The following is a 23,555-nucleotide window of genomic DNA, read 5'->3' as shown; positions in this document are numbered from 1 at the left end:
GCTAAAGCGTTTCGTCAACTATGCCCTCTGCATCTGATACATCGATTTCTCCTGAGATTAGTTTTGGGAGGAGGTAATCACGTAAACTAATTAACTCCTCTATTTCTTTTGAATTTGATAAAATTAGATCGTAATATGGCTTCAACTGTTTTTGAATTTGATCCAATAATTCTGAAGTAGGGAGAGCAATTTTTTCGTCAATTAAATGCTGTTTCGTTATATGTCCCATTGTCGTAGCTCGCCCTGCAGCAATTGATACAAATTTATTGATTACCCTTTTTAATATAAAATAAATTAATGGTTTTGTAATATTTGATTTTTCTTTAGGTTGCACATTAAAAATATGCTGATTTAATAAAGCCTTTCCTTTGGTCCACATATAGACACCCAGTGAAGCTGACCAAGCAAACAATATACCACCATCATTGATCTCATGTTTCATATCGTATTTATTCATATAAAATTTGGTATTTCTTGTGATCCCCGACTTCAACTCAGCAATTTTAATAACTGGTAAACCCTCAAAATCATTCAAGTTCTTCATTTTAAAAGCTTTTCCGTTTACGAAATCAGCAATATTATATAACGAATGAATTTCCCAATTCTTTGGAATCATCCCCCATTCCGATTCAACAAACTCCCCATCTTGAAATGGGCCAAAATCAACGAACCAATGTTTATAAAGCGTCATGGCCATTTCTTCGAGAGTTTCGTTCATTTCATGGTTTAATGATTCTTTTCTATCAATGCTCTCAATTATATCAACAATTCTTTCTTGTTCATCAATTGAAGGCAATGGTATCTCCAAACTTGATAACTCAGAAAACGTGATTTGAGGAAACGTCCCTGACCTATATTCGGCAATAGACTGCAGCTGATTTATTGTCTGATCCATAGTTAAATAATAATAAACATACTTAACTAATACCCGAGTGTCAGCTTTCACCCTTAAAACCATTAATTTAGTAGACACAACATAATCTTCAGAATCAAAATCTACAAATGCGAATCTCCTATTTTTAGGTCTTATTTCACTATACAAAATATCGCCATTGTTAATCGTTTTTTTTGCTTGTCCAGGAAATTTTGATACCTCATTATAATTATGATGCAAAATTTCACCGTTAAGTATATCTGAAGTGTTTAGAAAGACAAGTTTATCCTTATCAAACTTATGTTTTACCGAAATACTATCAACTAAATCCCCTAACCTAACCCTTTCAAACTCACTCACACCAACCCCTCCAAATCCTTCCTAATCTTCTCCTGGAGGCGATCTGATTCCTCAAATTGCTCAAATAATTTCGTGCGCAAGAACTCCATCTTTTCCTCAAACGGCACGCCATCATCCTCTATTTCTTCCGTTCCAACGTAAATTCCCGGTGTCAGCTTGTAGTCATTTTCCTTCACTTCATCCAATGTCGCAACTTTACAGAACCCTGCCACATCTTTCACAGCTTCTTCATCAAACTTGAATGTATGATAAACCTCAGCAATGCCTGCGATTTCTTCTTCAGACAATGCTTTTTGCTTCCGGCTAACGAGTGAACCCTTCTGCCGAGCATCAATAAACAATATTTCATTTTTGCGTTCGCGGTGATCCCCATCTCCATCTCGTGTCTTGCTGAGGAAGAAAAGACAAACAGGAATACCAGTTGATAGGAATAATTTTTCTGGCAATGCTACAATACAATCAATATATCCACCATCGACAAACCATTCACGGACCTGTTTTTCTTGCTTTAAGTTTGTCGTCATCGCACCATTCGCCATAACAAACCCAGCTGTTCCATGCTCATTCAAATGGGCAAAGAAATGCTGCATCCACATGTAGTTGGCATTGCTGTTCGTTACCGGTCCAACTAAACGAGGATCATCATTTGAGATGCGATCCGCTCCCCAATCGTCCTGGTTGAATGGTGGATTGGCAATGACGTAATCTGCTTTCAAATCCGGAAACTTATCATCCAACAACGAATTCCCTAGACGAATATCCGCATTCATCCCATGTAGTAGCACGTTCATTTTTCCCAACCGAACCGTCGTTGTCACGTTTTCTTGCCCGTAAAACGATAACGCATTCCGCCTTGGAGCATATTCCTCACTTTGAATGAACATACCGCCTGAGCCACACGCCGGATCAAACACGGTACCCTTAATTGGCTCCAGCATTTTTACCAAAAGAGAAACAACCGATGCTGGGGTAAAGAATTCACCACCGCGGTTTCCTTCCGTTGAGGCAAATTCACTTATAAAATACTCATACACGCGCCCGATAATATCGACACTGCGTTCATCGTTCGCACTAAACACATCTCGTGAAAAAATCTCGATTAATCCTGCAATATTTTCCGGTGGCAAGTTGCTCCCTTGGAATGTCCGCGGCAACATCCCTTCCAAATCCGGATTTTCTTCTTCTAAACGCTTCATCGCATTATCCAAAATTTCTTTAATGTTTGGCTGCTTGGCATTTTTAAGAATGTATGACCATCTTGCTTCTTCCGGCACAACGTACACATTCTCAGCCAAGTACATATCGGAATCTTCCATGATAATGTGTTGTGTATCTTCATCTGGTGCATACCAGTCACTTGATGGATCTTTTACTAAACTATGAATCTCGTCTTTTCTGATTTCATATCGATTCGATAAATATCGTAAAAATATCAACGGCAACACATAATGCTTGTAATCAGCCGGCGCCACACTACCACGCATTTTTGTCGCTGCATCAAATAAGTCTTTTTGAAAATCTATATCTGCTCTAGCTGCCATGTTTCGTTCGCTCCTTAAGTAGTTCTATATTACTAATAATAGCAGAGATAGCATAGGGAGACTAGGGTTTGTTATATGCTTGGAAAAAAGGAGGGGCAATTTTTTGTAATTTCAATACTGTGGAGACATAGTGGAGGAAACGCCTTAATGCTTATGATCTCCTTTGGTGTTAATTGTGGTTTATGATGTCTGACCATAAAAAATAACCCCTCATATGCGTTCCGGGTATCGCTGAGGGATTATTTTTTCTCTAACTGCCAACCCCCTCTTAATGGGGTTCGGACTATTGTACAATAGTCCGCAGAAATTAATCTAATTAAATCGGTCTAACTGTAATTTCGTTTACATTTATATAGTCAGGCTGCGTCACAGCATATATGACCGCTCGTGCAATATCAGTCGTTTCAAATTTTTTCCGGTCATTCTCAAATGGACTTTTTGAACTAAACGGGGTTTCCACCATGCCCTGCGAAATGGTGTTTCTTGTTTTATTGTGTACTTTCAATCCAATGCTTTCTTGTTTTTAGACTCTCTTTCTGACGATTTTTTGGGCCTATAAGGGTAGCCACCATACCAATTACTCCATAAAGTATAAACGAAGGAGCATAGCCCCATGCTCCAATAAACCAGCCAGCGAGTATGGAACCAATTACTTGCCCTACTGCCAAAAGTAAAAATGGAACGCCAATACCTAATGATGCATTTGTAATAAATACACGAATTCCCCACACAAGGAGAACACCGCTTAGAAATATATAGGAGCTACCGAAAATTCCAGCTGATAAGTAGGAAGTTGAAAAGTATTCGGGTGAAAGAGCCAGAATAATGGACGCTGAAGCAATAGACAAACTTCCTAATGTATAAGAAAAAGACAGCCCTCTCTTTTCAATTAGATAACCAGAAAAACCACCCAGCACACCAAATAATCCAATGGCGATCCAAAATCCAGAAAGTTCCCAATCACTGTAATCACCAGCCGCTTCAATAAACGATCTGGAAAATGTCCAAAAGGGTGCTGTGGAGATTCCCAGGATAAGCGATGCCAATATCAAAGGGATAGACCCTCTCACTCCTCGTATAGAGAGGTTCCCCTTTTTAAACTGCAATCCCTCCCCCATCCCGACTTTTGGAATGGCTCGGAAATTCCATATCAATATCAGAAATGTCAACATTGCATAAATCAAATACGTTAGTCTCCAATTCGGTGATAATAGAATAGCTCCAGCTCCAGACAGGATAATGCCAAAACTTGTTCCCGAATTAATCCATGTATTTGCTTTCCCCTGTTTATCCCCTCTAATCCATAGCGATATCGCCGCACCATATGGTGGAGATGCCAAGCCTGTGCTTCCTCCAGCAAGTAACACGCCCAACGCAAGCCACCATGCATTTGGAGTCATAGACATCAACAGCAATCCAGCAAAAGCTGACAGACCAGCTAAAATAATCATCCTCCTTGGTCCTTCCTTTGTCGTAATCACAGTGGATAAGACAATCGTACAGCAATAGGCCAAATAAAATAACGAGGAGATCACCCCTGATACAAACTCAGACATATTAAGTGATTCATTCATATCGGGAAGAAGCAACCCAAAGCTAAATCTCGCTAATCCATAGGTGACAGCAATCATGGTAACCCCTGGTAAAACTAACTTTGAAAATTTCATCGTATCCATTCACCCTAACTCAATAATTTATATAGAATGACCTTTCTAATTTTGTATTAAAAAATTACGATGTATGTTGGACAAGTGTCCTCGCCATCGCAATAGAGTACTCCGTTGCTTTATCTGCACCAATCAATGTCGTCATGGAGGTAGTTCCTTCAAGCAGCAACGTTAATTGATTAGCTAAATCTCGTTTGTTTTCTTTCTCTTTTATTTGAGCCAATTGCTGAAAATATTCTAGCAATCTAGATTTATGTCCCCTTGCAATATTTTCAATCTCATTATCCGTTCCTGCATAATCTTCTATCGCTCGTAAAAACATATCTCCTTTGTAGGACTGTTCTTTCAACCAGCGGCCATGAGCTTCTACAGCAAGAATAAAAGGAGAATCCGATTCTGTTTCTATGGTTGAATCCAAATAAGACCAATAACGTGCTTCACGTTGCTTAAGTACTTCTTCGACCAAATTGTCTTTGGAAGAAAAATGATTATAAAGCGTCATCGTTGCTACATTCGCTTCACTTATGATTTGCTTTAAACCTACCCCACGAAATCCGTATTCATAAAATAATCGTTCAGCCACTTCAAGTAATGTATCTTTTTTTACAGACCGACTCATGTCATCCACTTCTCCTTTATTTATATAGAACGACCTTTCTATTACAAGGGTATCAATTCCTCGAATTAACGTCAACAAATTTTTATCTCCCCAATCCATAAACTCCACAATATGGCTTAGTTCAAGAATTGTTTTATTCCGCATTAGCGTATTGTTGAAAAAACTACTACATCGGTTCATCTTTATCACTTAGTTTAATACGAAAAAGAAGAAAAGGAACAAATAAAAGACTTAGATACCCTAATGTAAATAACCTTTGGGTATCAGCGGAAATGTATTGTTTATGCCCACAGTTTCCTCCGTTCAAATGTTTACCTCTATTATATCAAAGAAGCAACAGAATTTTACAAACAGAAAAGGCTTGGTCAATTTATCATAAAAGCGTCCGTTTGTTGAAATGTGTTTATTTATTTTCAAATTTTAGGGCATCCACATACTGTTTACCTCCACCAATGAAAGCCCTAATGTTTCTCTACCTCTTTCACCGCTTTCACCATCTTTAATTAACTCTCACAACAATTGTTAATTGGATTCTCAGGAATGTTTACCTGCTTAATCCTAAAAGCGTTTTAAAAGGATTAGACCGTAAGCTATTCTGGAATCGCGCCTTATTATGGTATAAATTAATCAATTAATACTTCAATTTCTTCCTCATTCTCTTCCACCAATTCCTCTAATAAATAGTCAACTTTTTCGTGAGATTCCTCCGCCCATTTTTCATCATTAAGTTCTGCTTCCCCTAACTTTTCTTCAAGGTAAGTAGTGATATAAGCATTTTGCTCATCAATTCTTTTCGCATAATCCCGCTGAAATTCTTCTGGTTTCATATCTAATTTTTTTGCTTGTGATTCGGCAAACTTACGAATTTGTTTTCCTCCTTCATCTTTTGTGTTTTTAGGAGGCAGTTCCCTAAACCAATCATCGGCCCCTTCTAAATTGTCAGAAACATCAAGGTTCATATCCTTTACCTCTTGTTTTACCAACTCTACATTTATTGCCCATTCAAGATAATCCAACGCAGTATCATCTGGGTATAAAAACCGCAAATCACCTACTGTAATTTCTTGTCCTTTTACAATGGCTGCTACTTCGTTATCATCATAGTTTGAAATACCGTTACATCCAGCCAGAAAAATAAAGACTATCAAAATGGTAAACTGAAAGATTTTTGACATTAAAACACCTCTAATCCGCACTTCCACAATGTGACCTGATTCAGAATTTATTAGAAACGTTCCAAGTTTGCCTTAGTTAACTGTTTGATCTTATTTTATTGCCGCGAAAGTTGTGTTATTTATATGAAACTTACACCATCACGTATCAAAAAATCTAATACTTCATATTTCACCTCTTCAATAAGCTCAAGAAAATGAGCCGATTCCAGTACAATTCTTATTCCAGATTTTGCACCATTTTGCGGAAGATTGAAAATAATCTTAAAATACTTTTGACTACCTTTAATAAGAAACCCCTTTCCATAGAGGGCAATTCTGCAAACTTATTTCCTTTTCTTCCAATAAACATTTTCTCTCTTATGTTTAATACCATCAATCCAAACAACGGCACTTCTCCCATTGGGTATTTGATTTGCAGTCAAAATGCACATATAGGATAAACGTTCAAAAGTATCCAGATATTTGCGTTCTTAAACTTTTGGGGGATATGCAAGTATATTACTCAATTAATCAAGGGCGTTTGTGACCAATAAACGTTATAAGTTTTGTTCACTTTCAAATTCCCTAATTTTGTTCTGAAGATATTTTAGTTCCTGCTCTTGATTATAAATATGTCCATTTGTACGATCATCCTGACTTTTCTGTACTTGGCGGATGAGTTCTTTATCCCCCGTAAATAGGTCTAAATCAAATTGGTCAATGACTTCTCTATCCCGTTTCATGTTTAGATAACCAATAAAATCATATACTTCAGCTGCATCTTCTTCGTGAATAAAGTCAATTAACTGTTTTAGCTCTTCACGGTTAACACTCATTTTAAACACCGCCTTGTATTTACTAACACCATTATACCATTGAATGCATCATTTACTTAACTCATCCTTATGTCAAAATCTCGCTTCCCTCTGTTTAATTGTTTATCATTGTTCAACTCTTGCGCCCGTTTGTTGCATACCCACTTTTCTCATGGGAAGAGGTATCCTTTTAAAATGGCGTCCTTTTACGGAACAATGATTGATGCCATTTGTTGTTAAACTTTTTACCCAAATTTGAATAAAAATAACCTTGTAAATTAAGTATAAATGATCGTAATATGTTATAATAAAATACAATAGACTGGCTTCGCATGAGGGGTTGGCAGCACTGTCGCTCGTCGGTAGTCTTCGGTTGGGAGACTTCCCGGGGAGGGAGGTGTTGCGAATGGAAATGACACATGTACTAACGCTTATGATATCCTTCGGGATGTTAATTGCGTTTATAATGTCAGACCATAAAAAAATAACCCCTCCTATGCGTTTGACTGGCGCTGAGGGATTATTTTTCCTAGATGCTGCCTAGCCCCTCTTGATGGGGTTCGGTCTATTATGACCGTTCCATGCACCAGCATGGGCGGTCTTTATTAGTGTATGCACTTATAATCTATCTATGTTCATTATACCACGAAATCAATGTTTGTACACATTTTATTCATTTTTACTTCTTTGTTCCTTCAATTCGATTTTTAAGCAAGCTTCAGACGCAATTTATTATTTATATGAAACTTACACCATCACGTATCAAAAAATCTTTCCTATTTGATTAGCGCGCCCTTTAGCTGAAGACTTGAATTCAAGATAATATTACAAAACAAATTTATTTTGAGTATCTATACAAGCCCCAAAAACTTCATTAAACATTTTTTAAAAAGCTTTTTTCATTTAAAGTTTTTTATCTCTGGTTATTCCAACCAAGATATTGAGTCATTCTACCTTGATTTATCTTAGTTGTTATTCAACAATACGTCCCTATACAAAATGAACACCCCTTTTGTAAAGATGGTGTCCACTTATTTTTTGTAAATATCGCCACGGCTGCCGATTTTCAAGACAAGCACAATGAGATCGCCTTGATCGACCTCGAAAATTATCCAAAAATCACCAACGCGCTTCCGGAATGTACTCGTATAACCTTTCAGCCGTGTCACGTTTGCATCAGTAAAGGGGGTTTCTGCTAATTTCATCAAGGCTTCCACTAACCGTCTACGAGTTGGCTTATCCAACTTTTTGAGGTATTTGGCTGCTTGCTTATCAATCTTCAACTCATACATCCTGATTTTCCTTCAAAAGTTCATCCAGTGTAACATGCTCACCGCTTTTAATACGCTCACGGGCCTTGTCAACTTCTTTTTTCGTCTCATCGTTCAATTCCAATTCATCTTCATCGAACAAATAACGGAAAAAGTCCCCCATCCGGGGCAATTTTTCTTCCGGTAATTCCTCCACTAATCGGTGCAGTTCTTTGCGATCCATCATGACCCCTCACCATCCTTTTATTTATTATATCATGTTTAGAGGGAGACGGTTCAACTTTTCTTAGTTTCAACGAGGTACACGACAGTTTTAAGTCCTTCCCCTTTCATAATCACATTATAAAGGGCACTTCCTTATCCTGCTAAAGCGCCCGTTTGTAGAATAATCTAACTGTATATTATATAAATAATGCGCAACTTTGTACAATTACCGCTCTGATATCACCAAAATAACGCTTTAAAAGGTCACATTGAAAGCCGTACATCTTCAAAGTAAGAGGAGAATACCCCTCTATTTACTCCAGCTAAATAACACATTGCAATTTTCACATTTTTGCAAGACAACTCCCACCTTTCAGCAATCTGGCCCTTATATATGGTATTGACGCTATTCTTATTAGGAAAAAGCCCGTTTGCGGCATAGTCAGACAAAATCCCTAGGTTAACATGTCCTTTTAATGAGCAATGATTTATACATTTGTTGTTAAATTTATACCCAATTTGAATAAATCAAAATAATTTTTATTTATTGCAATATAACTAATAGAGATTTAAATGGTCCAACACTAGCAAATTGGGCGCTGTTCTTAGTTCCGGAATGGCGCCCGATTGATGAAGATTATAAACCATTTATAATGGATACATAATTGCCGCTTTCGTTAAGATATTGATGTTGGACAAAGATCCCAAAAAATAAACCATGGCCACAAGCTAAAAGGAACAGCTGTAGTTACCATGATTATTCCTCTAAATCATCCTTTAATTGTCTTGATTGGTGTAATACTCGAACCACTTCAATATATTCTTCATGTATCCTATAAAGTATCCTGTAACTCTTAATCATTTTTTCTCTAATCATTTCGGAATTATACTTTGATACAGCTCTCCTTGAATATGGGAACGTTGAGATTGAATCAACAATGTTTACAATCTCCCGAGCAACTATCTTTGAATATCTTTCTGAGTCCTTTGCGATATCTAAGCAGATGTTTTCTAAATCATCTGCTGCCAGTAATGACCATCTCAACTCAGCCACTTACTCATACGCTCCTTTACTTGATCATGAGTAAGATATTTCCCTTCATCAAGTTGCCTTAATCCGGCATCAATTTTAGATTGAACATATATCTCCTCCATAATATCCTCATAAGTTACATCGTTTGGAAGCTCTTTTATTGCTTTTATAACATGATCTTTGACACTCATTTTTTTACCCCCAATCATTTATTTATTCTTATTAATTATTATAAAGGATTTCTTGCGTATCTCCAATAAACAGGTCCTAATGCGCAGAAAAGATGTTTGCTTTTGTTCGATTAGCGCGTCCTTTAGGTTAATTTAAGTACAATATTTCACAAAATTTTATAAAGACCTTCATACAAAGTATTGTTGTCATTGAAACTGAATTTCCCTTTGTATTATACAGTCAACTCAACGTGATTTCCTTCTGGATCTTCAATAACGCTTTCATAATATCCATCCCCAGTAACTCGAGGACCGCTAATAAGGCGATAACCATCATTTTTTAATCTGGCTGTCAAGTCATTAACAGATTCCCTGCTTCCTAAAGAAATTGCAATATGAGTCCAGCCTATCATATCTTCCTGTTTTTTCTTATCAATACCAAATTTACGCATAATCTCTAAACGTGTTCCAGAATCAAATGAGAGAAAATATGATTCGAATTTCTTTTCTGCATTATGATACTTATTGTTTGACTTACAATTAAAATACGTTTGATAAAACTCTCTCATGATTTCCAGATCATTTACCCAAATAGCTACATGTTCAATTTTCATCTCTATTCCCCTCCACGATGTAGTAAATATTTTTGTCACTATAATTCAATTTGTTTAAAGACTCTTGCTGGGTTCCCACCTACGACTACATTATCTGGTACATTTTTAGTTACTACTGAACCTGATGCAATAACAACATTGTCTCCGACCGTAACTCCTGGGTTTATCACTGCACTTCCTCCAATTCATACGTTGTTTCTGTGTTCACTTGCAAAGATTATTTAAACGATAAAGTCGATGATTCCTATCCTTTAATTCCTACCCCCATTTGATTATTCATTCTTATTTTCTTTGTCTTCGAATGTCATTTCGAATAAAGTTAGTAACATCGCAACTATTATCCCTATTTTCCAGGACAATGTAATATTATCCATAAACACATCAACTACAAAAAGGCCTAACCAATTTGTTAGACAATGAATACTAAATTGGATAAACAAGATCTCAAATTTTCCTGTTATTTTTTCTGTAAGTAATTCAGAAATGGGTTTAGAAAACAGTTCGACAATGGAAGCCAGAATAAAAAAACTGATAACAAAAATAATTAATGACCAAACAGATGTGTATTGAATACCAAGCAATTCAAAAATACCGGCCATTCCAAACAGGTAAATCCCAATAATAAAACCGAATACCAAGACGATAAAGAGTGTTACTCCTACAACTGTTCCTATTTTTTGTTTAATATCCATCATGAATCTTCATCACGTTCAGCCATTTACAATATCACTCCTGCAAAGTTTCCTTTCAATACTTGTTTCTCCTTCTGATTTGTACATATAAAAGATGCAACAATTGCTGTTCGATGATTATCTTGCTTTTCAAACTTTTCAATTGTTACACCGCAGCATATGGTATCTGTTGTAAACACCGGTCTTAGAAACTCAAAATTCATCGTGCGAGCGAGTACATTGTTATCCCCGCCAATTTTTGTCGGCAATGTAGCAGTTAATAACCCCTGAATAACAAGTCTCCCCTGTTCATCAGGATTCAAGTGATGGTCCCCTTCGTCTCTAGATATTTTTGTAAACATTTCCACATCTTCTGTCGTGAATGTACGTTCAAAGCTTAGTTGATCCCCTACTCTTAATCCCAATCTTAACTCCCCCTTGAATGTAATGTGTTTCTATAGTTTTAATATTTAGATAACTTATGTTTGACATTCTAGTTTATGGTTCTATTACGATGTACAACCAGAGTAATTGCATTTAAGATGATTGTTACAATGAGAAGAACTGTTGCAACGAATGCCACCGCCCCCGTTATGTCCATCAACGCAGACCAATCCTCAATCTTTACTAGATGATGATAGCTATAGAAAATCTGGAAACATAGTGAAATAGCACACGCACTAATGCTCATTATGGAAAGAATGAACCAACTCTTATGGTCATCCCTTTTATCCCGCGTAAGATTAATAATAGGAAGTAGCCAGGCAATTTCCAAGCAAAAGACTGCCAAGATGAAGCAAAGTAATCATTTCTTATCCCCTTTGTAGTATTTATTTCTTCATTCTTGTTCAGCAATTCTGCTTATTTATTCGCATCCGTTTGTTAAGTTATGTATTTTTAAATGGCTCCACGATACATTAAAAACTTTAACTGTACTCCGAAAGAAGTCTCCCTCCTCAAGGAATGTGAAGGGCTATAGCCCAATGAGTAGGTGGGAGAAGAATTTCGGTTGGCGTTAGCCAAATGCTTTGTATTCAAACTGCCAATTGTTATGATGACTGATTTGTGTCAATTTCTTGAGACTTACTTGTTTATAGCTTTTATTTGGCATGATGATATAATCTCCATCAATGGACTTGACATAAGCACCACTTGTTCCAGTAAAGCCTGTAATGTATCCGGTTTTCTCATATAACCTTACCTTGTCATTCAAATAAAATCCCTTAAGATATTTCTTGTTCTTTTCATTTCTTTTACTCGTGATGTTTTTAGATTTACGTCCCTTTCTTGCCGTTGCCTCGTGTAATGAACGTTTCTTTTTGCGGAATTGCTTGATTTTGAACGTTGTCTTGGCGTTTTCCTTGATGGATGAAATACCACTGATGGCAATCGCATCATTTGCATGCGTTTTTTCCAATTCTAATGCTTTACGTTTCGGTGTTGTCACTGATCCGTATGTAATTCTTGCATGAGGATACTTGGTAAATACCCTCTTACGAACAATATTCATGAACGGACCTTCTTTGTACTGGGGCAATCTTTTCCCTTCTACCATCCATTTCCAAAGAATGTTTCCTCGCTGATGGTTGTCATGTGTATGGCAGTCTGTACAAACGGTAATCAAGTTGTCTGCCCGATTGGAACCTCCGTGTGTACGGTATATAATGTGATGTGTGTTCAAAATTTTGCCTTTCTTTTTGCATACTTGGCAAGTATAGTGGTCCCTTGCCAATACAAAGTAGCGCACATCATGATAGCCATACGTTTGACCTTCTTGATAGGCCACACCTTGAATAGCTGGATCAATCATTTTTTGCACATCGAATTTGCTGACCTCCATTGTCAACTTAGGATTTGGCACAAGGTCACAAAACTTGTCAATCCAAAAGAAAGTATTCTCCACCCGGCTTTGTATACTCGGCGGCAACCATCTTTTTCCGCGGGTACGATTTTGAAAACGCGGTTTACGATAACGTGTTTTCCTGTTTCTTCTGGAACGTCTGTATGTTCTTCTGGTATCAATGGCAGATTTGACATCCTGGCGAAGCTCCACTTCCCCTTTGGCTAGCACCTTGTCTTCGCTCGTAATGGCGATGCCAACATATTTCGCTCCTAAATCAATGCCAATCTTCACTTCCTGTGTGTAACTATTGGTTTCATACAATAATTGAATTCCAAATGGATTGCGGGAAACAATTTTTGCTTTCTTTTCTTTGAGCAGCAATCTTGCTTTTCTTGGTTTGCACGGCATTAAAGGCTTGCCATGCTTATTGATAACGAACACTATCATTGTGTTCCTCCTCTCAGAGTGGTTACCCTTCGCCAATGTTGGTAAGGCTTTGCGGTAATACCGCCAAATTCCGGTTGACCGTTCCTCCCCATTCAGAACTATTACAGTGCCGGCACAGAGCAATGGACTAGGGTATCATCCATGGGTGTGATAACCAAACTAACGTAGTCAATGAAGACTTAGGCTAGACAACTAAAGCTTTTTCAAGCCCCCACTTCAATCAGGCCGAAAGGCCGATAAGTGGTGGGTAGTTGACTATTTCTAAAGCCATAGCCATTATTACAAAGATAAAACACATGATAGCATACGGATAATTATTAGATTTAACGTAATAGATTCCCCTTCCTAAGAAAAAAAGGAATGCTATAAACAGCACAATTTCGCTATAAATTAAATAGTTTTGACGGTCCATAAACATTAAAATAACACTTATAATACCTACGATTATTAGGCTAATGCTTAATATAGATATAGTTCTACTTACAGGTTTATTTAATTTCATTTTACCCCTCTTTCTCCCCGCCACCTTTTTTCGTTAAACTTTCCCATTCGTTTTATAATATGATTTTATTTTAACATTAACTGCCATTGTAATCACCCAAGTTATTTAAAAAGTTATTTTATTCTGCTATTCTGGGAAACTTTTGAAATAATTTGGAAGGTTGCTTGCTCCCATATAAAAAGGTCAGTAACGCGAATCTTTAAAATCACCGAATTCCTTTAACTTTTAAGCATAGTAAGCAATTAAGTTTGTTTCCCCAATACTTATTGCTACAATGAATTCGAGACGCTTAAAGAAAAGAGGTAACATATAATGGCAACTATTAATATACCCGTATCAGTATTGAATTTGGCTCCGATTCGCCAAGGAGGCAATGCTAAAGATGCAGTCGATGCCATGGTCGATTTGGCACAAGCCACAGATGACATGGGCTATACAAGATATTGGATAGCTGAACATCATAACACGTCAACATTGGTGAGCTCGGCTACCTCGATTTTAATAAAACATACGCTAGAACATACGAAACAGATCCGTGTTGGCTCCGGCGGGGTAATGCTGCCTAACCATTCCCCATTAGTCGTTGCCGAACAATTTGGAACGATGGCCACCATCTATCCTGATCGTCTGGACTTGGGTCTGGGCCGTGCGCCTGGTACAGACCAACTGACTGCAAGCGCATTAAGACGGTCAAAAAGTGATACTGTTAATACATTTCCAAATGATGTCCAATCCTTATTAACTTATTTTGGTCCGGAAGAAAAGCAAGGTTTTGTCAAAGCTTTTCCAGGTATTGACACAAATATTCCAATCTACATTCTTGGTTCATCACCCAATTCCGCCCATCTAGCAGCTGAATTAGGATTACCATATGTATTTGCTTCTCATTTCGCACCGAGATTCATGGAGGACGCTATTTCTATTTATCGCAAAAACTTCAAGCCATCGGAATACTTAGCTGAACCATATATGATGGTCTGTCTAAATGTCATTGCGGCAGAAACGGATGAAGAGGCAGCATTTGAAGCAACAACCATGCAGCAATTTTTCCTAAATATTGTACGTGGTACGAAGAAACTATTATGTCCGCCAGTTAAAAACATGGATGAAATTTGGAACCCACAAGAGAAGCAAGCAGCGAAATCCATGTCCAGCATGACGTTGATGGGAAGTAAAGATTCAATCCGCGAACAACTGACAAGTTTCCAGGAGAAATACAACGTGGACGAGCTCATGGCCGTATCCTATATGTATGATCCTGATAAACAAAAACGTTCGTATGAGATTTTAAAAGAAGTGGTGGATGGAAAATAATATAGGTGGGTATTTACTTAAGGGGGACTAGATGCATCTAGTTCTCTTTTTATTGTGAAATGACAAATCAAAAAATAAGACCTCCCCTCTGAGTATCCACGCTCTGTTCGGAGATCTATTTTCTCGGACATACATACAGTTTACCATGAAAACGGTACATGTACACCCATTCAACTACCATTTCTTCTTGATAAGAACCATGCAAAGGTTTCAAATCCCCCGCCAGCAAACAGACTCATTCATCATAATATTCCCAGTCAATTTCCCCACTCTTAACAAGCGATTCAATCGTTTTCGTTTGATCTGTCCCATCAACGATTTCATAAACTCCATTGGAACCTGCAGAAGTAGTAAGATAATTTTCATTGAACCCGACAGTCAAACTTTCCGTTGAGTAATGATCCGTTGCAACCTGATTGGTAACAACAATTCTGACCCTATATTTCCGATACTCAGGAAACCCATCCATTTTTTTCAATTCCATATCTGAGAAATCTTCCACTATACGATCAAGCATTTCTTCATCTTTGATGGCTGCGCTAGCCTTCCTCTCCGGAATATCGCCAGTCAGATCGTTCTGATAAATGGTAATGCTTCGAACGGTTGTTTCTTCGTTAAGTTGATCAGACACAACCTCTGAAAATGTCGTATATTTCATCTGGTCGTTGATGAAATATATCGCCAACAGACAGGCTGCACCAACTACCATAAGGATCAGAGGAATCACATATTGTTTCGACCCCTGCAAATACTTCCATTCCATAAAGGCTTGAAAGACATACATCACAACCAAAAAACACAGCAAAAACACCATAATAGCCTTACTATCCACTGCATCCATACGAACGATGAAAATGTAAACACCAATACCAATACATACAAGTAAAAAAGTCAGCCACCGATGAATCGTTTCACCGTCTGTTTCGGAAATCTTTTTTCTTTTCTCACCGAATAACCACCTGCTTAACTGGAAGTTCATGATAGCTAGAAAAAACGCTAAACATACGATTGCAACCTGCATGAGAACCTCCTTCCAATATGGCAATTAGTACCATTTTTCAACAGACGTTGCATGAATAAAACCCTACGACCAAATTTTTGTGCTCCAAACAGGACACGCATGACAACAACTTGTTTTTCTTCTTCTTCAATTAAATAAAATGCAATGTAATTCTCAATAACGAGCTTACGGTAACCTTTACTCTTTAAAATTTCATCCGTTACAAAACTACAGGAAAAAGGGAATTCTTTTAGCCTCATGACACTCGTTTCTATCTTCTTCAATAGGCTATCGGCTGCACCTTCATTATAAAGGTCATCAGTGATGTAGCTATAAATCTCATCCAAATCTTCAAATGCTTTTGGTGCAAACTTAATTGTATATTTATCCTCTGTCATATTTTTTCTTTAGATCCTTAAAGACTCTTTCTCCATCTAAAAGTTCATCCCCGCTTTTAATTTGAGCTTCCGCTTGAGCTAATTTTTCATATAACTCCAGCTTAGCCAGAGAATTATCATAAGTTTCCATGCTCATAACGACCATATCCCCATAACCATTTTTTGTGATGAATAATGGTTCCTTTAATTGGTGACACAGTTCAGAAATTTCCGTGGTATTTCTTAAATCTTTTATCGGGCGGATTTCAGGCATAACATCATCTCCCATTACATTATTATGCCATAATTATATCATTATTATGTCTATTCATCAATTAAGTTTCGCTTACCTCAAGTCCAATTTCATTAAAATCCCCGCAAATATCACTCTTTAGAAAAATACAGGATATTTGCTTAAGATACTTATTCAACAATCTGGCCTCGTTTGTTGAAGATAATTATTATTGAAATTCAATCAAAAATATGTACGGCAAGTATATAATTCAAAATTCGTATGCTTTTTTGCCTCCTTGAACGTAATGTTCCATTGAAATTTTAATATTTAGATAACTTGTGTTAGGACATACTAGTTTGCTGTTCTATTACGATATACAACCAAAGTAATTACATTTAATAGGATGGTAACAGTGAGAAGAACTGTTGCGAGTAATGCCACAGCACCCGTTGTGTCCATAAGCGCAGACCAATCCTCAATCTTTACTAGATGATAGCTATAGAAAATCGGAAACATAGCGAAATAGCACAGGTACTAATGCTCATCACGGAAAGAGTCAACCACTCCATTTGTTTTACAACTAATAGACTGGGTTTCCAACCTATTTAAAAAGGATTATCATTTTGCTTTAAACCTTCTGAATATACATTTCCGGATTCACTCGTATTTTTGTCTCTTTCTAGGTTTATTTTTTTTCCTCTTAATTTCGCTATTAGGTCGGCAATAATTCCGATTAGGAGTAATCCGCCAAGTGGAATTACAAAGAAAATCCATACATTCACCATAATTCTCCTTTCGTTTTTAATTTGAAATTTGACTTCAAACGATTTGCCTGCCTTATTACATTATCATGAACGTGGTTAATCAGTAGCTAGCTATTCTTTCATGTATTCTATATCTTCCTTGCCCCCAGGAGGTTCGTCAGTGTAAGCTATCCAATACTGTATTTTCTCTGAATAATTCTCCATCACATCATCATAATAAGTGATTGATTTGACTGGTTCGCCAAATACTTTTACTTGTTTTACATTATAATCTCTTGGTTTGATGACCGTAACAACTGGAGACCCTTTATCTGCTAAAGAAGTGACAGGAGGTGAAACTTCTTCTCCCATAATCCATTGTAATTCCTGCTCATCTTTCTTTAAAATAGCCATAGCCAACTGTCCATAACCGCCATTACTTTTTGCCATTATATAAATAAAATTGCCTTTAACATCATAATCAATAATCGCATCGTAGTTAAAATCATTCTGGATCATAACCTCTTGAAGGCTCTCCTCAAAGGAAAGATCATCATTTACATTTTCTTTGTCATCATGAACATTCGAACAACCAACAAGAAACAAAACGATCGTCATAGTAAGGAAAAGCTTTTTCAAATCCTCAACTCCCTCCCAACTCTAGTATACGTATGGAATTAACCGTTAGTTCCAATACGCAGGTAATTATACAAATATTTTATCCAGGTACCAATCCCCTGCAGCATAAGATAACATCAAAAAAAGAGCAAGACCCTGCATCATCTACAGGTTCTTACTCTTATCCAATCCACAAGTCACTTAATCTTCTTTATTCACATACTGCCGCATATTGTCCTTCATTCCGGCTAAACAAATTGTTGCTGGATCATTCGTAACATCTAATTCTAATGTTGACCCATCAATCGGTAATGTTTCTTGAAAAATTTCCTCGTATTCTGCAACGGTTACTTCTTTTCTTGCTGCAAATAACTGTGTATGCTCTGCAATGTGTAAATGTTCCCGGTAATTTGGCTGCAAGATACCAGTGAAAAACTCCCCTACTGCGCCGGAACCATAGCTAAAGAGTCCAATTTTTGCACCAGACTGTAAATCATCTTTTTGTTCTAGCAAAGAAAGCAAGCTTAAATATAATGAGCCGGTATAAATATTTCCGACATTTCGATTATACTTCCTGCTGATTTCAAAATTGGCTAATAATCGTTCCTTATCTTCTTCCTCTGCTTCATCCAAAACAGCCCGTAACGCCTTTAGTCCCATTTTTGTATATGGAAGGTGAAAACAGATTGCTTCAAAGTCCTTCAATGAAAGGTCTGTCTTTGCTTTGTACTGTTCCCAAACTTTTTCAAAAAATAGAATGTATTGTTCATTGGAAAACTTGCCATCAACAAACGCTTTATCTGAGTAGATCGGACGCCAGAAATCCATAATATCATCTGTCAGGTATACATTGTTTTCTTCTAGTTCCATGATACGGGGTTCTGCGCTGATCAGTAGTGCAACGGCCCCCGCTCCTTGTGTTGCCTCACCTGACGTATTCAAACCGTATCTGGCAATGTCGGATCCTAATACCAACACCTTGCTGTCGGGATTTAACGCAATATGTCCTTTTGCCATTTGAATACCTGCTGTTGCACCATAGCAGGCTTGTTTCACTTCAACCGCACGAGCATGGGGGTTCAACCCTAATAAACGATGGACGTAAACCCCTGCAGATTTCGAGTTATCGATCCCTGATTCCGTGCCGAAAATAACAAAATCTATCTTTTCTTTATCTTCATTATCCAAAATTTCCAATGCCGCATTTGCTGCTAATGTAACCGGATCCTGTGAGATTGGAGGTATCGCCATTTTCGATTGACCAATCCCGATTGTAAACTTTTCTGGTTCTACATTTCTGCTGACAGCTAGCTTGTTCATGTCAACATATAAATGCGGTGTATAAAATCCTATTTTGTCAATTCCTATTTTCACCATTCTTCACCTTTTCTTACCAGTATAAATTTTTAAATAACTTAGTGATTTTCTTCACAAATAAAACTTGCTTAAAACCAACATTATAAATCATAATATAATCTATTGTGAAAAACAATGAAAAGAGGACGAAAACGAGGTGAACTTGGGGGAAGATCTCCTATTTATATGCCCCAGGTTCACCAGCATCTCCCCACGCCAGGGACTATGCTTTCGGTTTTGATGGAAAAATAGTATACGACCATGACCAGATAAAATCAACAATGAAAACAATCCCCCAAAGCATCCCGATCGAATAAATCGTTTCATTCGGATATGGAGATTCTGCGGCAGTACCCGCATCAATCCATGAAAGATCACGTAAATATCCGATCGCATCTTCCAGACTATCTGTCCCATACATCCAGAATATGGATTGTACCAAAGCAAATACAACGAAATGCGCGATGGAAGTTCGACGATATTTTCTCGCCACATACTTCGGATCCTTATTTCTTTCCATGATTTGATAGTCTTTTTCTTTTAAAAGTTCCACACCACGCCAACCACCAATTTTCATCCGCATCCAGCGATCAAGTTTCATAAAGTCAAAAATTCCAAATGTGCACGCATAGATGACGAATATAGCAATGACAATCTGGAAGGTAGAAATCTTCCCTGTTTCTTGATAAATCAATAATGCCAACAGTGCCTCCAATGCTATTAATGCTAGAAAAGCGAGGATGAATAAGGTGCTTACTTTTTTCTTATTCAGGAAATAACGTACAAACCCAAAAAGTAAAAGTGCTACAATGGACGACACTTCAATTGTAATAAATATTTCCCATTGGTAAGTGAGAATTAGTTCCATCTATTGCTCACTCCCTTCTTTTTCACTATATTCAGTTTCCATTTAAACAATAAGGAAGTCAATAGTTTTTTTGCCCCTTTTCAAAACAGCTATAAAAGGAATTTTATGTTAAAGTAAAGGTAACTTGTACCAAAGGAGATGATATGGTGTCCCTTGTCTTTTTAATCGGACTTATCGGCGTCTTAATTGCCATCTTTTTCAAAGAACCAATAATTGGTCTAATCAGCAACGATCATAAATTTGTTCGAAAATTTGAACGTGTAACATGGTTTCACAATCATTGGTCAGCGGGAATATTTCTGTTTGTGCTGAACGCTGCTATATTTTTCGCTGCAGGGCTAATCCTGTTCGCATTGACGTATTTCTTAATTCCATTTGTCCATTTTGTGATCATGTTTTTTGCAGTAATCAGTTGTATCTTTTTATGGATTCTTTTTAACAAAGCATGGCAAGGTACGAAGAAAAACCGCGTCAAAATGGGGCTAATCGGAAGCAGTTTCTATATGGTATTAACGTTCGTTTTCGTTTATTTCCTATTGACAATGAAGCCTTCTTATCCAGGAGAAGATACATTTATGGGAGCTATCGGCCTTGTTTTTGCGATAATTATTACATTCCTTGCGTTTATAACATGTTTTACCTATACAGGGTTTCCTGTGAAGAAAGAAATCCGGTGACAAAACAACATACATATCAACATAAATCCAATGTGTAAGGAGAGAACTCGACCATGCCTAAAGAACATCAACTATTCCAGGAAAACTCGAACTTTCTAAAACAGCATGCTGATAATCCGGTAAATTGGTATCCATGGGGAAACGAAGCATTTGCAAAAGCAGAACAAGAAAATAAACCTATTTTTCTATCCGTCGGTTACAGTACAAATCATTTATGTCATGTGATTGAACGCGAATCATTTAGAGATCAACAAGTTGCGGATTACCTAAATGAGCATTATGTTTCTATTTTAGTTGATCAGGAAGAACGACCAGACATTGCTTCATTGTACGCAAAAGTATGCCGCATGATGACCGGTCAAAGCGGTTTTCCACTGTCTATTTTCATGACACCTAAGCAAATCCCATATTATGCGGGGACATATTTCCCAAGGGAAGGTAAATCGTTTATACCCGGAATTATGGACGTACTTATGAGCATGCATCATGAATTTCACGATGACCCGGAGCATATCACAGCAGTTACCAAAAGTGTCAGTGAGGAGTTAAAAAATAGCCTATCTACCAAGAGCCCGAAGAAATTATCGAGCAAATACACGATTAAAGCTTACCAGCTGCTTCACGAGAGACAGGATACAACATACGGCGGATTTGGTGCAGCACCCAAATTCCCTGCCCCGCAAAATATTTTATTTTTGTTGCGTTTCTACCGTCTAACTGGTAAAAAAGATGCCTTAAAAACAGCGGAACATACATTAAAAGCAATGGCGAACGGAGGAATTTACGATCATATTGGTTTTGGTTTTTCCCATTATGCTATCGATGAGAAGTGGCTTGTCCCCCACTTTGAAAAAAAGCTGTCTGACAATGCGCTGTTGCTGATCGCTTTTACGGAATGCTATCAAATGACGAAAAAACCGTTTTACAAAGAAGTAAGCGAACAAATTATTTCGTTTGTTATGCGTGAGCTGCATCGATCAAATGGCGCTTTCCATTCTGCAATTGATAGTGAATCAGGTGGTGTGGAAGGTGGTTATTATGTATGGGAGTTGGATGATGTACAGCAGATCCTTGATGAGGAACTTGAAGAACTCTATACGAAGGCATATGGCATGACACCCGAAGGTAATTTCAAGGGCAAAAATATACCCAACTTGGTTGATTCCGATCTGGGAGCGATAGCGGAGGAACATCAGCTTACATTAGAAGAACTATATCAGCAGTTAGAGGCAGCGCGTGTTCCATTATTAGCAGCTCGTGAAGCAGAGCGAGAGCACCCAACAGTCGATAAGAAAATTTTAACGGCTAGCAATGCAATGATGATCACCGCACTAGCAAAAGCAGGCAATGTATTCGAGGAACCAAATTATCTTAAAACAGCCGAGGATACCATGGCATTCATCGAAACGAACTTGGTGCAAAACGAACGGGTAATGGCTTGTTACTATGACAACGACACCTTAAAATGTAATGGCTATCTGCACGACTATGCGTATCTTTTAGAGGCATACATCGAATTGTATCACACAACATTAGCATTGCCCTACCTAAACAAGGCCAGGGAGCTAGCCGACAGGATGATTGGTTTGTTTTGGGATCGCGACCAAGCTGGATTCTTCGCTTCTGGATATGACAGTGAAAAATTATTTATTCAGGATAAAGAAATCTTTGATCATAGGCTGCCATCTGGAAATAGTGTTGCGGCACTTGCCCTTATCCAATTAGGCCATTTAACCGGAGAAACCGCCTATTTTGATAAAGTTGATGACATGTATCATACATTCTACATGGATGTACGGCAAAATCCAGCTACAACAACATCATTTATGCAGAGCCTACTATTGACAGAACTGCCAACAAAAGAGGTTATCATGATCGGTAATGATCGTGATTTCACAACACAATTACAGCAAGAATTTTTACCAAATGTTTCACTGCTTCAATGTGAAACACCTGAACAATTGACCGCCATTTCCCCCTTTGCGTCTAATTTTACGAAACTGGATGGAGAGACAACTTTTTACGTATGTGAAAATTTCGTATGTAACCACCCGACAACAGACCCAGCAGCAGCCTGGAAACTAGTGAAAAAAAATTAAAGCATCCGCAATCTTTTTTGGGAGATTGCGGATTTTGTGCTCGTTCGGCGACTTCTCGCTTTCGTCCGGCGACTTTCCGCTTTCTTCCGGCGACTTCCCACTTTCGTCCGGCGACTTTCCGCTTTCGTTCGGCGACTTCTCGCTCTCGTCCGGCGACTTTCCGCTTTCTTCCGGCGACTTTCCGCTTTCGTTCGGCGACTTTCCGCTTTCTTCCGGCGACTTTCCGCTTTCTTCCGGCGACTTTCCACTTTCTTCCGGCGACTTTCCACTTTTGTCCGGCGACTTCTCAACTTTTCCAACCGACAGAAGCAGGGTTTTACATCAATATTCTCGAAATAGTTTAGTAGACGATACAGAAGCATGTCAGGATGCAATACATCATAAAGTGTAAGTAGCAGAAAGCCTATTCCCCACCACATATGATAGCTAGAAACAATCAGCGATCCAGATGGTAATGAATTAGGCTTTGTCCAAGAATAAAGG

The 23,555-nt window shown here is 37.8% G+C and carries 28 protein-coding genes and 1 pseudogene; 3 read left to right on the top strand and 26 right to left on the bottom strand.

The genetic code is table 11. The features are described 5' to 3' along the window. Window position 1: 1 nt before the first annotated feature. The 17 genes and pseudogenes from C8270_RS13235 to iscB form a co-directional block, all read right to left on the bottom strand. The gene (locus C8270_RS13235; protein WP_106497281.1) at window positions 2-1,234 is read right to left on the bottom strand and encodes a restriction endonuclease subunit S; all 1,233 of its coding nucleotides are present in this window, start codon (window positions 1,232-1,234) and stop codon (window positions 2-4) included. Continuing rightward, window positions 1,231-2,775, bottom strand: coding sequence for a type I restriction-modification system subunit M (locus tag C8270_RS13230; RefSeq protein ID WP_106497280.1), 1,545 nt, complete (start codon window positions 2,773-2,775; stop codon window positions 1,231-1,233). Before C8270_RS13230 ends, C8270_RS13235 begins: the two co-directional genes overlap by 4 nt. Before the next feature lie 316 nt (window positions 2,776-3,091). Further along, window positions 3,092-3,280, bottom strand: coding sequence for a hypothetical protein (locus C8270_RS13225; RefSeq protein ID WP_106497279.1), 189 nt, complete (start codon window positions 3,278-3,280; stop codon window positions 3,092-3,094). Next, a complete protein-coding gene (locus tag C8270_RS13220) occupies window positions 3,264-4,442 on the bottom strand; it encodes an MFS transporter (RefSeq protein WP_106497278.1) in 1,179 nt (392 codons plus the stop codon). The genes C8270_RS13225 and C8270_RS13220 overlap by 17 nt, the downstream gene beginning before the upstream one ends. Window positions 4,443-4,506: 64 nt before the next feature. Further along, window positions 4,507-5,061 (bottom strand): TetR/AcrR family transcriptional regulator, encoded by a 555-nt coding sequence (locus C8270_RS13215; RefSeq protein WP_106498541.1) that lies wholly within the window; start codon window positions 5,059-5,061, stop codon window positions 4,507-4,509. Between the two features lie 623 nt (window positions 5,062-5,684). Continuing rightward, complete coding sequence (locus tag C8270_RS13210; protein WP_106497277.1) at window positions 5,685-6,236, bottom strand: hypothetical protein; 552 nt, start codon at window positions 6,234-6,236, stop codon at window positions 5,685-5,687. A 217-nt stretch (window positions 6,237-6,453) separates the two neighbouring features. Further along, window positions 6,454-6,636, bottom strand: coding sequence for a hypothetical protein (locus C8270_RS20025; RefSeq protein ID WP_158701719.1), 183 nt, complete (start codon window positions 6,634-6,636; stop codon window positions 6,454-6,456). A 136-nt stretch (window positions 6,637-6,772) separates the two neighbouring features. Then, window positions 6,773-7,051, bottom strand: coding sequence for a hypothetical protein (locus C8270_RS13200; protein WP_106497276.1), 279 nt, complete (start codon window positions 7,049-7,051; stop codon window positions 6,773-6,775). Window positions 7,052-8,061: 1,010 nt separating this feature from the next. After that, complete coding sequence (locus C8270_RS13195; RefSeq protein WP_158701718.1) at window positions 8,062-8,313, bottom strand: type II toxin-antitoxin system RelE family toxin; 252 nt, start codon at window positions 8,311-8,313, stop codon at window positions 8,062-8,064. Between the two features lies 1 nt (window position 8,314). After that, window positions 8,315-8,524 carry a hypothetical protein gene (locus tag C8270_RS13190; RefSeq protein WP_158701717.1) on the bottom strand — a complete coding sequence of 70 codons (210 nt, stop codon included), beginning with the start codon at window positions 8,522-8,524 and terminating at the stop codon, window positions 8,315-8,317. A gap of 738 nt (window positions 8,525-9,262) precedes the next feature. Then, a complete protein-coding gene (locus C8270_RS13185; RefSeq protein ID WP_106497273.1) occupies window positions 9,263-9,559 on the bottom strand; it encodes a type II toxin-antitoxin system RelE/ParE family toxin in 297 nt (98 codons plus the stop codon). Then, the gene (locus tag C8270_RS13180; RefSeq protein ID WP_106497272.1) at window positions 9,547-9,729 is read right to left on the bottom strand and encodes a hypothetical protein; all 183 of its coding nucleotides are present in this window, start codon (window positions 9,727-9,729) and stop codon (window positions 9,547-9,549) included. Before C8270_RS13180 ends, C8270_RS13185 begins: the two co-directional genes overlap by 13 nt. 212 nt (window positions 9,730-9,941) lie before the next feature. Further along, window positions 9,942-10,322 (bottom strand): VOC family protein, encoded by a 381-nt coding sequence (locus tag C8270_RS13175; protein WP_106497271.1) that lies wholly within the window; start codon window positions 10,320-10,322, stop codon window positions 9,942-9,944. Window positions 10,323-10,360: 38 nt separating this feature from the next. Further along, window positions 10,361-10,507: pseudogene (locus tag C8270_RS13170) on the bottom strand (DapH/DapD/GlmU-related protein); the annotation flags it as partial. A gap of 87 nt (window positions 10,508-10,594) precedes the next feature. Continuing rightward, entirely contained in the window at window positions 10,595-11,017 is a 423-nt protein-coding gene (locus C8270_RS13165; RefSeq protein ID WP_106497270.1) for a YrvL family regulatory protein, read from the bottom strand. Window positions 11,018-11,040: 23 nt separating this feature from the next. After that, complete coding sequence (locus C8270_RS13160; protein WP_106497269.1) at window positions 11,041-11,418, bottom strand: enoyl-CoA hydratase; 378 nt, start codon at window positions 11,416-11,418, stop codon at window positions 11,041-11,043. Window positions 11,419-12,008: 590 nt separating this feature from the next. Further along, window positions 12,009-13,283, bottom strand: a complete 1,275-nt coding sequence (gene iscB / locus C8270_RS13150; protein ID WP_106497268.1) for an RNA-guided endonuclease IscB — start codon at window positions 13,281-13,283, stop codon at window positions 12,009-12,011. A gap of 814 nt (window positions 13,284-14,097) precedes the next feature. Between iscB and C8270_RS13140 the strand changes: the two genes are divergently transcribed. Continuing rightward, window positions 14,098-15,099: an LLM class flavin-dependent oxidoreductase gene (locus C8270_RS13140; RefSeq protein ID WP_106497266.1), complete on the top strand. Its 1,002-nt coding sequence runs from the start codon at window positions 14,098-14,100 to the stop codon at window positions 15,097-15,099. 235 nt (window positions 15,100-15,334) lie between these two features. Here the strand turns inward: C8270_RS13140 and C8270_RS13135 are convergent, their stop codons facing one another. The 8 genes from C8270_RS13135 to C8270_RS13105 form a co-directional block, all read right to left on the bottom strand. Beyond that, complete coding sequence (locus tag C8270_RS13135) at window positions 15,335-16,120, bottom strand: DUF4181 domain-containing protein (protein ID WP_106497265.1); 786 nt, start codon at window positions 16,118-16,120, stop codon at window positions 15,335-15,337. After that, entirely contained in the window at window positions 16,096-16,497 is a 402-nt protein-coding gene (locus tag C8270_RS13130) for a type II toxin-antitoxin system RelE/ParE family toxin (RefSeq protein WP_106497264.1), read from the bottom strand. Before C8270_RS13130 ends, C8270_RS13135 begins: the two co-directional genes overlap by 25 nt. Then, window positions 16,484-16,765, bottom strand: a complete 282-nt coding sequence (locus tag C8270_RS13125; RefSeq protein WP_234028566.1) for a type II toxin-antitoxin system Phd/YefM family antitoxin — start codon at window positions 16,763-16,765, stop codon at window positions 16,484-16,486. The genes C8270_RS13130 and C8270_RS13125 overlap by 14 nt, the downstream gene beginning before the upstream one ends. A 297-nt stretch (window positions 16,766-17,062) precedes the next feature. Further along, window positions 17,063-17,227, bottom strand: coding sequence for a hypothetical protein (locus C8270_RS13120; RefSeq protein WP_199794680.1), 165 nt, complete (start codon window positions 17,225-17,227; stop codon window positions 17,063-17,065). An 89-nt stretch (window positions 17,228-17,316) separates the two neighbouring features. After that, window positions 17,317-17,493 carry a hypothetical protein gene (locus C8270_RS20295; protein ID WP_199794679.1) on the bottom strand — a complete coding sequence of 59 codons (177 nt, stop codon included), beginning with the start codon at window positions 17,491-17,493 and terminating at the stop codon, window positions 17,317-17,319. A gap of 93 nt (window positions 17,494-17,586) precedes the next feature. Then, window positions 17,587-18,093 (bottom strand): hypothetical protein, encoded by a 507-nt coding sequence (locus tag C8270_RS13115; protein ID WP_158701716.1) that lies wholly within the window; start codon window positions 18,091-18,093, stop codon window positions 17,587-17,589. Window positions 18,094-18,273: 180 nt separating this feature from the next. Next, a complete protein-coding gene (locus C8270_RS13110; protein ID WP_106497261.1) occupies window positions 18,274-19,446 on the bottom strand; it encodes a hydroxymethylglutaryl-CoA synthase in 1,173 nt (390 codons plus the stop codon). Window positions 19,447-19,651: 205 nt separating this feature from the next. Then, window positions 19,652-20,296 carry a hypothetical protein gene (locus C8270_RS13105; RefSeq protein WP_106497260.1) on the bottom strand — a complete coding sequence of 215 codons (645 nt, stop codon included), beginning with the start codon at window positions 20,294-20,296 and terminating at the stop codon, window positions 19,652-19,654. A gap of 146 nt (window positions 20,297-20,442) precedes the next feature. Between C8270_RS13105 and C8270_RS13100 the strand changes: the two genes are divergently transcribed. Both C8270_RS13100 and C8270_RS13095 read left to right on the top strand, forming a co-directional pair. Then, complete coding sequence (locus C8270_RS13100; RefSeq protein WP_442785805.1) at window positions 20,443-20,973, top strand: hypothetical protein; 531 nt, start codon at window positions 20,443-20,445, stop codon at window positions 20,971-20,973. Between the two features lie 53 nt (window positions 20,974-21,026). Beyond that, entirely contained in the window at window positions 21,027-23,072 is a 2,046-nt protein-coding gene (locus tag C8270_RS13095) for a thioredoxin domain-containing protein (protein ID WP_106497258.1), read from the top strand. On the opposite strand, the gene C8270_RS13090 is transcribed toward C8270_RS13095, so the two are convergent. Beyond that, window positions 23,069-23,371 (bottom strand): hypothetical protein, encoded by a 303-nt coding sequence (locus C8270_RS13090; protein WP_158701715.1) that lies wholly within the window; start codon window positions 23,369-23,371, stop codon window positions 23,069-23,071. The genes C8270_RS13095 and C8270_RS13090 overlap by 4 nt on opposite strands. Between the last annotated feature and the right edge of the window lie 184 nt (window positions 23,372-23,555).

The sequence above is a fragment of the Lentibacillus sp. Marseille-P4043 genome (assembly GCF_900258515.1).
In the GTDB taxonomy this organism is placed as follows: Bacteria; Bacillota; Bacilli; order Bacillales; family Amphibacillaceae; genus Lentibacillus_C.
The sequence above is the reverse complement of the archived record's forward strand: the minus strand, read 5'-3'. Positions and strand labels throughout refer to the sequence as shown.